We start from the raw sequence: 13981 nt of genomic DNA on the forward strand, positions 1-13981 counted from the left end.
TTGAAAAATTAAATTAACCATAGGGATATGACAATACAAGATTTTTATGAAAAAACCATCCATTCTTTTTTGTTTACTTTTTATTGCGATTTATGCTTCTGCACAGAATCAAACAAATTCCATTTTAAATAAAGCGATAAACGATTCAACGTTAATTAAGATTCATGCCATTGTAGAAGATATCGATTTCCGTATGCATGGACTTGATAGATATAAACTTTATCCAACAGAAAACATATACAATTTTCTACAGTTAGATACAATGACTGGAAAAATAGAAATTGTACAATGGTCTTTGGATAACGATAAAGAAGGTTCGGCTACGCTTAATGACGAAGATTTATCACTCAGTACAGGGTGCGGAACATTTGAATTATATCCTACGAAAAACATGTACCAATTTCTCCTACTTGACAAAGTAACAGGAAGAAGATGGCATGTTCAATGGGGTTTTGAATCGAATAAAAGATGGATTCAGAGAATATACTAAATCCATACTAATTATGATTATAATTGGCGTTATACTATTTTTCGTATTGGTAATCTTCATTAAATGGAAGATACCAATGTGGAAAGGCAAGTATTCGGAAAAGCTCGTTTATAATAAAATGTTGAAATTATCGGATGAGTATGTAATATTCAACGACTTATTATTCGAAAGCAATGGTCGTTCTACACAGGTAGACCATGTTGTTGTTTCGCCTTATGGGGTATTTGTAATTGAAACAAAAGGCTATAAAGGTTGGATATTCGGAGGTGAGAACTCTGAATACTGGACACAGACAATATACAAAAGCAAGCATCAATTTTATAATCCAATTAAGCAGAACGAGGGGCATGTGAGGTTTCTCCGTTATTTGCTCAGATGTTCTGTGAATATACCTTTCATTCCAATTGTCGTATTTAATAATGCTGCTGATTTGAAAGTGCATATTGAAAACCATATCGTTGTAAACCGATGTGATTTGACATGGGCTATCTCGGAATATAAAACGCCTGTTCTGGATAAAGCTACCATTGATTGGATTATCAAAACTATCCAACAAAACCATATTGTTGCAAACAAAGAAAACCTAAAGCGGCATAAGTATAATGCAAAGATCCAACAATACAAGAGTAGAAATCTTATAAGTCAAGGTATTTGTCCCCGATGTGGGGGACAGCTTATTTTACGTCAAGGCAAATTTAGCTCTTTCTATGGATGCTCGAACTTTCCCAAGTGCAAGTTTATTCTAAAATGCTATTATAATGATATACAAATGATTAATTATTTATAGAATAACATTTTCCATTGTTAAACATAAGGATATATTCTTTGTACAAACCTTAATCACTCCTTGTGTAATTGGGGGCATTTCAGTAATTTTGCAGTATTATATCCCAGAACGATGAAAAAGTTGATTGTTTTTTTATTGCTGAATGCTTGCATGGTGGTTGTGGGAATGTCACAGAGTGCTGCTGATTCCGTACGGATCCATTTCCGGCCAAGGAGTAGCCGGATGGATCCGGATTATGGCGACAATACTTTGCACAGCTTTTTACAAAAAGTACGCAAATGTGATGCAGATGGAAGTTTGGAGCGGCTGATTGTACGGGCATATACCTCACCCGATGGGGTGAGCACGGTTAATTTGAAATTAAGTGCTGACCGTTGCCAGTCTGTGGCCGACTATATCATGGCTTATCTTGGAATTGATCCTGCCCAAATTGATATTCTTCCCGGTGGAATAGCATGGGAGGAACTACGGTGTATGATTGCTGCTGACAGCCGTGTGCCGGGGCGGCAAGAGGCGCTTGGTATTATTGACTACACTCCGGTATGGGTATACGATGCATATGGCAGGATTGTAGGAGGTCGCAAGAAGAGCCTTATGGACCTGCTGGGAGGACAGACCTATCGATGGTTGAGACAACATTTTTTTGACAGACTGCATGGTGCATCGGTCGTCCTATGCGTCAAGGAGATGGAAAAAAAGGTCCAACCACTTCACCGTGATACGGTTCGGATATTTACATATATTGTTGATTCTGTAGTTGTCGGCTCTTTACGAGTATCGGACTTTCCTGTTATTAAAAGCACGTACGCGGACAAATCAGCTACGGTTAACGTTATTCAAGCGGATGCATTTTTCAACACAGACACTTTGCCGTCGCAAGAATCAGTCTTGCAGACAGACCGAGCAGAGAACGGGAAGATATTCTCCTCTTCACTGGAGGATGACAGGCTGCCGGTCAATCGACTAGCGCTGAAAACCAACTTGCTTTATGCCGCAGCATTATTACCTTCCATTGAATTGGAATGGAGATTGAACAATTGCTGGACAATGGCTGTGGAGGGAAATATGGCATGGTGGAAAAAACGTAAAGCGCATAAATGCTACCAACTGGCGGTGGCAAGCGGTACGGTACGTCGATGGTTTCATAATGAAAGTCTGAGGAAAGGATTGTATGCGGGAGCTTTTGTCGGAGCAGGATTGTATGACTTTGAGAATGGCAGGAAAGGGTATCGAGGAGAAGGCGTCCTGGCAGGGTTGGGCATCGGATACCTGTATCCTGTGAGCAAACGTCTCGCCATTGAGGCAGAGGCAGGAGGAGGCTGGATGATGACACGTTATAAAGAATATATCCCCTATGAAGGACATCACTTGTATGTACGTACACAAAATATGAATTTCTTTGGACCACTGAGATTGAAACTATCCCTCGTATGGTTGTTGGGCAGGACTGTATGCAGTAGTGAGAGGAAAGGAGGTGGAAAATGATACGCACGTCTTCTGCATATCTTCAGATATTCATGCAGTTCCTGCGGCCTGCTTTATTGCTGATTTTAATCTTTGCATCGGTATCGTGCCGTGAGGACCTCTGCTACAACCACTTCGGTGAGGCGGAGGTTGATTTTCAGTGGCCTGAGACTTCATCCTCACAAACTGTTCCCCAGGGCGTAACATTGCTGATTTATGGTGATGATTCAAAACAGCCCATTGAAAACTTTCTTTCGCCTGCAGGTGGTAATGTGAATTTCGGTAGCGGAAGTCCACGGTCCATACTGATATATAACAATGATACCGAACACATCCGCGTCTTTGACCTCTCTTCACCTACTATGGCATATGCCACCTCTACCGCTGCTGACCGTTCCGCTTCCGCCAGTATCCGCAAGTTGCACCCAGACGAGCCTGCACTCAATCCACCTGACATGCTCTATTCCGCCTATATCGAATCTCTGCCTGAGGTAGGTACGCATGAGAAATTGGACCTGGCATTCGACATGAAGAAGTTGGTATGTGCTTATGAAGTGGTTTATGAATTTGAGTACGGTTTAAACCGTGTCGCCCTGGCGCGCGGAGCTTTGGCAGGTATGGCTGAAACGGTAATGTTACATAACGGAGCAACCCCTTGGGGCGCAGCCACATTACTCTACGACTGCGCCCTGACCGAACAAGGAATCCGTTCCACAGTCCTATCCTTTGGGGTACCTGGTTATTTCGAGGAAGGAGTGAACACACGCGACACCCGCCTTCACACGTTACAGTTGGAAGCGAAGCTTATCAACGGCAAGGTCAAGGAATTTGTATTCGATATCTCCGGGCAACTTGCCAACCAGCCTCGCGGGGGCACAATTAAAGTGTCGGGCTTGCGTGTCGAAGACGATGAGAGTTCGAGCGACTCCGGTTTTGATGTTGATATCAATGATTGGGGCAATCGAGAGGAAATCGATTTGCCTGTAGGAGGACAACAGTAATCACCGGGCAGCTTTGCCCGAGTGGCTACCAGTTATATTAAAGGTAGAATCCTTGTGAATCATGCTTTATTTTTCCTTTGAGAAGCGCTTTCGCATTGTTATGGCAAATAACAATTGTAGGGTAGTAAGGCAGGTAAACCTTTTGGTATGACTTACACAGCAGGTAAGGAGATTCTTTTCCCGTATAAACTGCTGGGATATACCCCATGCGGGATACACAGGTGGAAGAAATGATGCCTGTTACCCAAGAGTACGAGGAGATTATTAGCCTATAGCTATTTGAACAATGCGTACTTCTAAAACAAAAGGAAGCATATAATCTTTTGATAAGCAAGGTAAAGATAGAACATTAGAGCCATAGCCATCTATGGACATATCACAAAGTACAAGAGACTTCAAAGATTCAGACTTCAAGGGAGTCCACTGAAGTTTGCCATAAGAGCTATTGCCCATAATCTGGGAAAATTGTGTACCTTAACTCCATCCAAATACTTTTCACCTGACTTTTCTTCACAAAATAGAGGTCCAGTATTAAATTAAACATTCTATGGCTACGAAAAAATGCGGGATACTATTTTATAAACTATAGAAGAAGATTTAACAAAAAAAAAGACTGCCTAACTTTGAGTCGCCAGGCAGTCTCTTGTTAAATTTTACTTGTAAAGTATAGAAATTTCCGTAATTAACTACCTACATTAAAATCTGTGTCCGGTGATTCGGTCCAATCCTGAATGCCATTGGATGCATCAACTGTAAATTCAATTTTTTCTACTCCGGCAGCGCTACCATTCACGGTAATATTATACGTATAGGATGTTGCGATAGCCCATGTCGGTTTAAGGTTACCCTTTACATAGTCACTCTTTATCACATCCGCTCCCTGCTTAACTGTAATCTTAAAGCTCAATGTAACATTACTTGAACTATAGGGTACAGGAAGAACAAAACCGTTCTGCGTAGTCAGTTCTTTGGCCGCTACTGCCTCAGTACCTTCACCGGCCGGTTTTGCAGCCTGGATAGTATTGCTTCCCTCTACAGAGAGTGGTACCTTGGTCCATTTATTTTCACCCGCATTGTATTCTACCGTACGTGATTGATTACTCCAGTTACCTGACTGGGAAGAAAAATCGGCCTTGTCATATACATTCTGGAATTCCACATCTGAAATATCAATGGTGAAATCCGGATCAAATCCACTTTTGAACTTGGCTTTCACTTGTGACAACAGGTGTTTGAAACTGAAAGAAACAGTAGAGTTACCTGTTTCTTTGGCGGTAATGGAACCGGATTCTGCATAAATCAGGTCGTGCTGATGACTATCATTACACACAAAATCTGTAATCTTGAAAATACCGGCTTCAGAGCCCGTTGTAGCGAATTCGGGAGTACCCTTGGTCAAAGCCGTATTTTCGCAGCTGTACGCGTAAAACTTATAGGTGGCGTCTTTTACCCAATACTTTGAAGACCCCTCATACGTCCATTTGTCAGTTTCCTTTGATACCGGTACTCCACTGAACACAGTATGATATTCACTCTGATCCTTTGGCGTATAACCTCCATACACCATGAACTTGTTAAAAGAGTCATTCGTCAGCGCACGAGTAACATTTGTATTAAAACCGATCATGGCACCTGACTCTACATTTTCTTCAATCACATCAGTGTTTGTACATGCAGCCAGTGACAAAGCGGCTGCCACACAAAAAATACTTCTTTTAATCATTTATATTTAATTTAAAATTAATTTATCCTTGATCGCGGCGCGAAATTAACAATTAGACTTGAAAAAGATTAATGAATCCCTACCTTTGTTAACAATGTTTTAACTAAATAGATAGGGATTTATAAAAATTAACGAGACTCTCTTTTTATGGAGCCCCTTAAGCTGACTTTTCTTTTTATTTTCTTAAATAGTAATATCTGATTGCAGGCGGATTGTTGTCAGATCGGTGATTTTATCTGTTTTTACAAACGAGTATATCGGGCTGAAGGCCGAACAAAAAAGAAAATAGCTCTCCAAAAAGCTAAAAGGGATTGAATAAAATAGATTTTAATTCTCCCCTTGTTTTTCTATTGGAAACTGTCATCGTATATATAATGAATTCTACAATAATAATAGCATACTTCATCAACAATCAGAATCGCACTCTTATTTTTCATTGAGAATTATATTTTTAATCCTTTTCAAATGGCTGTATTTCGTTAATTCACTGCCAGAATTTTCCTTTCTTTTGCAGATCACTTTTTACAGCTGATAGAACCTCCCTCTCACACCGGCTACCAAAATAACGAAAAAGATAAAGGAAGACACTGTATGGTGAAAACGGAATAACCTATTTTGGGGCTGGCAGACGAACAAAATGCTTCGGCGAGTTGTCGCCAAGCTCAAGATATAAAGAAAGACGCAAAAGAACCAACAGAAAATGAGAAAATAGCATATCGGATTCTGTATTTTCATTTCTTACCGCAAAGATACCTGTTTACCTGACTCAATGCGCAAGACAGCCCGCCCCGGAAACAACGACGGGCTCTTTTACATATCCGGAAGATTCACCCTCTACTCCCGTAAGGAACCGGACAGACCGCCCAGCCCCCTTTACGGGAAACTCTTCGACAGAATATACATCGCCCACTCGTTCTATGGAAATACACATGACATGGGATCATCAATCATTTTTTATTAAATTTACTAGGACTCACATTATAATGTTTTTTAAATACCTCACGGAAGTACTTCGCATCCGAGAACCCGACTATGTCGGCAATTTCCGTTATTGTATATCCACCTTCCTTTAGCAATTGCGCAGCATGTTGCAAACGTATCATCCGGATATAATCAGCCGGAGCATAACCTGTCAATGCCTTTAATTTATTAAAGAAACTAGTACGACTCATATGGTGTCGGTTGCTGAGTATTTCCACATTAAAATCCGGATCCCCCATGTTCTTCTCTATACATTCCTTGACCGAAGCGATAAATTTCCAGTCCAGGGTATTGGTGCAATTAGCCGGGAAATTCTGTTCCTCCTCTTCGATACTGTTATAAATCTGGCGGAGCAAAGCACGATTCGCCAGTAAATTTTTAACCGTTGCCTTGAGTATTCCCACACTGAAAGGTTTGGTGATATAAGCATCCGCCCCGATTTCCAGCCCTTCGAGCATATTCTTCTCATCTCCCAGCGCAGTCAGTAAAACAACCGGAATATGGGACATCTCAAGATCCCCCTTTATAGTTGCACAGAGTTCATCTCCGTTCATTTCAGGCATCATAATATCGGATATGACGAGATCCGGATTAAATTCCCTGATTATGACAAGTGCATCCTTCCCATTCGGACAAGCCTGAATATTATAACTCGTCTTCAGCATATCCACTAGATAATTGCGCAAATCATCATTATCCTCCACTATCAGGATACGCTGCAAGGAACTGTTTGTCCGGGATGTCTCCATAGCCGACAAATCAGAAATGCTGGCCGGGAGAATAGTATCCGGACGTTCATCCGGCAGCTTGGGAGAAATGAATTTTGCTTTATGAAGATGGCTGCACCCTTTCGGGAAAGTGAGGCGTACACAAGTACCTTGCTGTTCATTACTCTGAATCTGAATCTTGCCTTTATGTAACTTGACTAGCTTGTATACCAACATCAGACCGATTCCGCTACCTGTCACTTTGAGATTGACAACATTACTACCTCTAAAACAGTTCCTGAACAATTTCTTCTGTTCGCACGAAGGAATACCAATCCCCGTATCTTTCACCTCAATGCTCCAGGTGTTTTCTTCCTCGCAGGCGGAAATGCAGACACTACCTTCTTCAGGCGTATACTTCAATGCATTTGACAAGATATTCTTCAGAATAGATCCCATCTTGTCACTATCAAACCACACATTCAGATAGTCAAAGTTGCTTTCATAGACAAACCTGACATGTTTCATTTCAGCATACTTGCGGAAAGCGGCACAAACATCATTCATAAAAGTATTCAGTTCATACTCGGAAACATAAAGAGTGGATGAATAGACATCTATCCGTTCGAAATTTATCAGGTTAGTTGTCAGCTGAAGTAACGTACTCACATTCTTAAGAGCCATATTCATGTGGGGTAACGCCTGTTCGGGCACCATACGATTTTCCACCACCTCCTCCAACGGTGCTTTTATCAATGTAAGCGGTGTACGTATGTCATGGGCCGTATTAATGAAGAATCGTGTCTTCTCATCCGAGACTTTCTTCTGTTTGTGTAGCATGATGATACGGAAAATGATAACCATAACCAGCACCAACAGGATTGCATACCCCACCATAGCCCACACACTGGCCCATGCCGGAGGCGTTATGAAAATGCGAATATTCCTTGTCTCATAGGTTTTATACTTTTCCTCATTGGATATGGCACGAATTTGTAACGTATAGCTGCCGGGAGGCAGATTTCGGACAATAATCCGGTTATCCTGGCTCGGACGGCTCCATTCCTTATGATATCCGTCAATTTTCCATGAATAAAGAATGTTGGAGGGATAATCATAATTAATGGAGGCTACATCAAGAGAGAAAGTGTTTTGTTCATAAGCCAGCTCCAAACGGTCTGTTTCGTTAATATCCCTCTCCAAAGGAGAGCCCTCATCACCCGGATAAACAGGCTGGTAAGAAACCATAAAATCACGCAGTAGCAGACGCGAATAATGTGGCTCCGGTATCTGTATGTCTATCGGAAATTTGACAGCACCGTCATTGCCACCGAAAACAAGCGCGCTTTTGTTATAGGCCGTAGCAGCACCAGCATTAAAATTGACACTCATCAGTCCTTGCTCCCGTGTCCAGTTACGGAAGGAATGTTCCTCAGGTGAATAGATTGTAATTCCGGCCTCTGTACCCATGAGGAGATTCTCGTCCTGACGAGAAAGAATTGTATAGATATTGTCAGAGATCAATGCGCAATTATCAGTCCGGTACTGATGGACAAACTTCTTATTATAAATATCATAAACAAGAAGTCCGGCTCCATGAGTACCAATATACAAGATACCGTCTTCTCTCTGGTATAATGCACATATATAGGGAGATTCAACAGGCAGATCAACATACTGGTAAATACCGGATTCCTTATCAAGCAGGTAGAGTCCCATTCTCGTACCAATCCACATCAACCGATCATCTTTCTCCTGAATAGTGGTAATGGAACTTACTCCCGGGTATAAACGTACATCTTTAGTCTCAAGATCAATACGTTTCAGATGATAATATCCACCGGACCATACATCACCGTTCGAGTCTTTTTTAATGTCATAAATATATTGGTCGGGACGAATTCCTGTAATGGCAGAAGGAGAAAGGCAGGTTATCTTAAAATCTTTTTTCTTCTCTATCTTGTAAATATCCGATGTATACCCACCGGCCCATATTACACCGGGAGAGACTTCGCACAGTGCTAAAAAAATATGATTCTCATCATTAGGTACAGATTCAAAAGAACTAAAGAAAGAGTGCCATTCCTTTGTATCTGTCCGGTAGAGACTGATACCGTTACTGGTTGCAAACCAGAGGTCACCGTCACTGTCCTCCACTACGTCATGAACCTGGTCATTCACCAGCGACTGGGGACTTCCAAGGGAATGCCTTATCAGATCGTAACTCCCATAGCGATTGTTACGGACTGTAATGCCGGTAGGATAATTGGCAAGCCAGATACGCTCTTCCTCATCCACATAGATATCATTGATATTGTTTCCGTTCATCCCGTTATAACTGTTGTAATCGGCCGTTATATAAGGTTCACTCATGCAAGTATTCACATCCAGTTTATATACGCCCTTACCACCTGTAGCAACTAAAAGTTCATGAGCGTTCAAGACAACAATTTGAGTGATCTCTACATTATTGGGTGACGGACAGGGAATTATTTTTCCTGTTCCACCCATATCATATATGAGTATTCCCTCCTTATAGTTTCCCACAAACAATTGTTTTGAAATAGCGTGGTAATAAAGCTTATGTACAGGTGTCGCAATACTTTCCGCAATTTCGTCAGGGAGCAACTTTAACTCCCCCGCTTCTATACTGGCACGAAATAGACCAATTCCTGTACCAATGAAAAAATAAGCATTATCCGCCTGCTCAATGGCAGTTATTTCGCTATCAACCGGTACCGGTATATGTAATGCTGTTCCCGTATGGGTATCATACCAGGTAATGCTATCTTTATAACAGAGCCAGATCCGGTCGTTCTTGTCCAAATAACCGCAATTCACAAAAGCCTGTGACCTGTTTTTAATTAGTTCCGGATGTACATAAGCCAGCTCAAATTTATCATGTTGGAAATCATACCTAAAAATACGACCTTTCTGACCAATAACCCACAATACCCCCATCTTGTCCATATAAAGCCATTTCAACGCAATCCGCGAATCCAACCTTATGCTGTTATCTGAAAAAGTGTAATGCTTGATATGCTTACCGTCATAACGGTCTATCCCTTCCTGGCCCAAAAACCACATATACCCCTGTCGGTCTTTTTGGATATGGTATATTTTCTGGGTGTTCAACCCGTCTTCCAAACCTATGTACTTATAAATCTGCCCTCTACAGGTAAGACTAATAAAAAGAATAACAAAAAGAAAAATAAACCTGGTATTAAAATATATTTTCATACTTGTCACAATATATTCAGAAATTAAGTTGCAAAACTATAAAATATTTATGAAATTACCACAAAACAAATATCATTTACTGCACCAACTGGTTAATTAGAGTCTCGTTATATAGACTATATATAAGAAAAAGATAAAAGCACGTCAAAAATAAAACATTCATAAAATTGAATTATATAGACACGGATTCATCCAAAAATCTATAATTATTAGCAAAATATTATTGTCACATACTGAATTATCTGTTTTCCAGAAGGCCTACAACATGATTAAAGTATGCATGCTACTTGCAACCCACGGTTGACAAAACATAAGGAATAAATCTTTTCCGTCATCATTGAAGGGCACTTTTATATACCCTAACTGATGACCATGAAAAAACGTTATTTATTTGCAAACATTTCTTACAGATATACGTAAATACATAAAATATTCTAACACCACCAATTTGAGTCCTCCACAGGGTATTTGAGATTTGCCATAAAACTAGTAGTACACCAAATCTTACACGGCCGGTAAAAATTATCAGGATAATTGCTATTGGAATTTTGGAGGTCGTTACATGGGTAAAATATATTTTCAAAGAATTATAAGCATAAAGACGTCTCCCATCCCGTCAATATTATAGATATCTTTATGCTTTGGAAAATGTCCGGATATTCTATCAGGTATTTTATCCCATTAATAATCATCGTACTAATTCCGGAAATTTGTACGTCCTTTATCTGATATGTCAGTAAGGATTATTTTCACGTTTCCAAATCAAGGTTGCTCATTGTCCTTTTTTTGTTCGCTGCACACGGAGCATCGTTATCTTCCTGACCCAGTTCGGAATGTTGATTCTGCATAATATGGGGCGATCGGTTTTCCGAAAAAGATATTTTATACCATATATTAATGAAAGCCTGCCTCTAAAGACAACATGACAGGTTGGCATTTCGAGGCAGACTTTTTTAAACATCTCTAGTGAATCAATGTTAGATATCCACTCTCTCCTGTGTTTTTTTGCTGCCGTAGCCTCCTGCAACGCAGCATAATACGGCTCCTGCCAAAATAGAGAAGAATGAAATCAGTGCGGACTTCGCTGCGGCATCCGTTGCCTTATCGGCAGCCACCAGTGCCTCGTGTTTGATCTCTTTCCATTCCTTTGCGGCTTTCTGCAGGGTCATCTCCAGCTTGTCTATCTGTTTCCCGGCTTCCATACGTGCATTTTCCATTAAGGCCATATATTGGTCTATAGTTTTATCCGCTTCCGCCTTAGACATATTGGTATTGTTCGCTATTGCCTTGGCCAGATCATTGCGGTCAATATTCTTGGCAAGGTTTTCTGTACGTTGCTTCAGGCGGTTCAGGAAACCGTCAATGGTCTCATCCGCTTCCTGCGGGGAACGGACAATCTTTTTTACGGACGTCTCCAGATCATCTTTCACTTCCGCCAGTTGCTTCTGCAGATAATCCGGCTGAAGCTCCTTTACGTCACTTTTGGAAAGTGCGGCTCGAATATTCTGAGGTATACTCCCTTCTTTCAGGGTTGCGTTGAAATCGATTTTCCCGAATAGCTCCTTTGCGTCCTCAGACAATGCGGAAACTCCGTTTTCAACAGCATTACCCGCACCGGATAAGACGCTGCCCGTAACAGAGGAGACTGCCCCAAGCGCATTCGCCGTCATTTTTGCCGCACCTGCTGCCAAAAGACCTCCCAGTACCACGGCAACAATCAATGTGGTCGCCCAAACCAAAAAACCGTGTATTATCCCGTCAGCACCAGCTAATTTTCCGGCAACAAAACCACCTGCGACCATGCCGGCAACCAGAATGACGGCCGAACCGATGCCTACTACGGTGCCTATGCCCGAAACCGGGTGGTCGGATAACGGGTCAAACATAAACAATCCGATACTTGAGCTTAGAATGGACAGCAACACGGATATTGCCAACACGGTCATGACACCGCCGAAAACACTGCCCCAGGACACTCTGCCCTTTAGTTCTGCAAAACTTAATTTTTCCATAATTGTTAGGTTTTTAATTAATACTATGAGTTATACTCAATTTAAAAAACAGCCCTGAAAGAATATTTGTTTGATTAATATTTGTCATTTCTATAAATGGTTGTGTTAAAAAACTCATGAATACATGAAGTTATATTTGAGGCATTATATATAAATTTCAGAGAACGCGTACCTTAAATAACCAGAATGCGTTTTATCGCTAGTACAGGTTCTGGCTTCTTTTTTTATTTCTCAAATAGATGTTAAATCCATTTCGGGTTGCCGAACTATCTTTTCGGACGGGCTGTTTAAACGAAGACCAGTGACAAGGTAATTCATTACATTGTGCACAATCATAACTGCACAATTGACAATATACCGTGTGTGATATTTTATTGTATTACTATTAATTTGTATTTAATTATGAAAAGATCTATCTTTGTTTTAGCATTAAGCATGGGGGCTTTTACCATGCACGCGCAGAATGACCGTACAGTCCTTGAAGGCACACGCCCTAGCGACAACTGGTCTGTCGAGCTGAAAGCTGGTGCCGTGACTCCCCTTACTCACCATGCTTTCTTCAAAAATGCCCGGCCGGCTTTTGGAATCGGGATAGGCAAACAACTTACTCCCATATTTGGTCTGGGAGTTCAAGGCATGGGATATGTAAATACCTCAGCCAGTAAGACAGCATTTGATGCCTCCGAGGTGAGCCTGCTCGGGAAAATCAATCTGATGAATCTCTTTGGCGGCTATACGGGTGAGCCGCGTGTCTTTGAAATCGAGGCCCTGACAGGTATCGGCTGGCTTCATTACTATCAGAACGGTCCTGGTGATACAAATTCCTGGTCAACCCGTCTGGGGATGAATTTGAACTTCAACCTGGGGGAGGATAAAGCATGGACGCTCGGTATCAAGCCGGCTGTCGTTTATGATATGCAGGGGGACTTCAGCAGAGCCAAAAGCCGTTTCAACGCCAATAATGCAACTTTTGAACTGACAGCCGGACTGACCTACCATTTCATGTGCAGCAACGGCACACACCATTTCACGACAGTGAAACCTTACGACCCGGTAGAAATAAGCGAGCTGAATGATGCGGTTAACCGCCTGCGGTCGCAACTGAACGACAAGGACATGCAGTTAAACAATGCCGTGCAACAGACAAATAACCTTCAAAAGGAACTGTCCGAATGCCGAACACAGGCTGCCAACATAGAAACCGTAGTAAAGACCAACCGTATTCCGGAATCCATCATTACTTTCAGACAGGGGAAATCGGTGATTGACGCCTCCCAACTGCCCAACGTGGAACGTGTTGCCACTTACATGAAGAAGCATCCGCAGAGCCAAGTGGTCATCAAAGGATATGCTTCTCCCGAAGGAAACCTTGCATTCAATGAGAAACTGGCAAAAGCACGTGCTGAAGCCGTCAAAAGCATACTTGTAAAAAAATACAAGATTAACGATACCCGTATTACCGCAGAAGGACAGGGTGTGGGTGATATGTTTTCAGAACCGGACTGGAACCGCGTCAGCATTTGTACTATCGAAGAAGGTAAATAATCTTCCACTATGAACGGAAAGTAAATTCCGA

Annotated in this window: 8 protein-coding genes; 5 read left to right on the plus strand and 3 right to left on the minus strand. The window is 41.5% G+C overall.

Annotation, left to right across the window (positions count from 1 at the left end; genetic code table 11):
- Window positions 1–46: 46 nt before the first annotated feature.
- The 4 genes from ACHLI0_RS14370 to ACHLI0_RS14385 all read left to right on the plus strand — a co-directional run bounded on the left by ACHLI0_RS14370 (window position 47) and on the right by ACHLI0_RS14385 (window position 3742).
- Window positions 47–490 carry a hypothetical protein gene (locus ACHLI0_RS14370; protein WP_490749445.1) on the plus strand — a complete coding sequence of 148 codons (444 nt, stop codon included), beginning with the start codon at window positions 47–49 and terminating at the stop codon, window positions 488–490.
- 76 nt (window positions 491–566) lie between these two features.
- Window positions 567–1277, plus strand: a complete 711-nt coding sequence (locus tag ACHLI0_RS14375; protein ID WP_490749446.1) for an NERD domain-containing protein — start codon at window positions 567–569, stop codon at window positions 1275–1277.
- Between the two features lie 111 nt (window positions 1278–1388).
- Window positions 1389–2762, plus strand: a complete 1374-nt coding sequence (locus ACHLI0_RS14380) for a DUF3575 domain-containing protein (RefSeq protein ID WP_490749447.1) — start codon at window positions 1389–1391, stop codon at window positions 2760–2762.
- Entirely contained in the window at window positions 2759–3742 is a 984-nt protein-coding gene (locus tag ACHLI0_RS14385; protein WP_490749448.1) for a DUF5119 domain-containing protein, read from the plus strand. The genes ACHLI0_RS14380 and ACHLI0_RS14385 overlap by 4 nt, the downstream gene beginning before the upstream one ends.
- A 682-nt stretch (window positions 3743–4424) precedes the next feature.
- Here ACHLI0_RS14385 and ACHLI0_RS14390 read toward each other — a convergent pair.
- The 3 genes from ACHLI0_RS14390 to ACHLI0_RS14400 form a co-directional block, all read right to left on the minus strand.
- The gene (locus tag ACHLI0_RS14390) at window positions 4425–5465 is read right to left on the minus strand and encodes a fimbrillin family protein (protein ID WP_490749449.1); all 1041 of its coding nucleotides are present in this window, start codon (window positions 5463–5465) and stop codon (window positions 4425–4427) included.
- 947 nt (window positions 5466–6412) lie between these two features.
- On the minus strand, window positions 6413–10393 hold the full coding sequence (locus ACHLI0_RS14395) for a hybrid sensor histidine kinase/response regulator transcription factor (RefSeq protein WP_490749450.1): 3981 nt from the start codon (window positions 10391–10393) through the stop codon (window positions 6413–6415).
- Window positions 10394–11370: 977 nt separating this feature from the next.
- Complete coding sequence (locus ACHLI0_RS14400; RefSeq protein ID WP_490749451.1) at window positions 11371–12405, minus strand: hypothetical protein; 1035 nt, start codon at window positions 12403–12405, stop codon at window positions 11371–11373.
- A gap of 402 nt (window positions 12406–12807) precedes the next feature.
- Between ACHLI0_RS14400 and ACHLI0_RS14405 the strand changes: the two genes are divergently transcribed.
- Entirely contained in the window at window positions 12808–13950 is a 1143-nt protein-coding gene (locus ACHLI0_RS14405; RefSeq protein ID WP_490749452.1) for an OmpA family protein, read from the plus strand.
- Window positions 13951–13981: the final 31 nt, after the last annotated feature.

The organism is Bacteroides sp. RCH18 (genome assembly GCF_058231005.1).

Excerpts from the sequence above, each read along its gene's own strand:
- ACHLI0_RS14370 (WP_490749445.1), top strand. The coding sequence starts at position 47 with ATGAAAAAACCATCCATTCTTTTTTGTTTACTTTTTATTGCGATTTAT.
- ACHLI0_RS14375 (WP_490749446.1), top strand. The coding sequence starts at position 567 with ATGTGGAAAGGCAAGTATTCGGAAAAGCTCGTTTATAATAAAATGTTG.
- ACHLI0_RS14380 (WP_490749447.1), top strand. The coding sequence starts at position 1,389 with ATGAAAAAGTTGATTGTTTTTTTATTGCTGAATGCTTGCATGGTGGTT.
- ACHLI0_RS14385 (WP_490749448.1), top strand. The coding sequence starts at position 2,759 with ATGATACGCACGTCTTCTGCATATCTTCAGATATTCATGCAGTTCCTG.
- ACHLI0_RS14390 (WP_490749449.1), bottom strand. The coding sequence starts at position 5,465 with ATGATTAAAAGAAGTATTTTTTGTGTGGCAGCCGCTTTGTCACTGGCT.
- ACHLI0_RS14395 (WP_490749450.1), bottom strand. The coding sequence starts at position 10,393 with ATGAAAATATATTTTAATACCAGGTTTATTTTTCTTTTTGTTATTCTT.
- ACHLI0_RS14400 (WP_490749451.1), bottom strand. The coding sequence starts at position 12,405 with ATGGAAAAATTAAGTTTTGCAGAACTAAAGGGCAGAGTGTCCTGGGGC.
- ACHLI0_RS14405 (WP_490749452.1), top strand. The coding sequence starts at position 12,808 with ATGAAAAGATCTATCTTTGTTTTAGCATTAAGCATGGGGGCTTTTACC.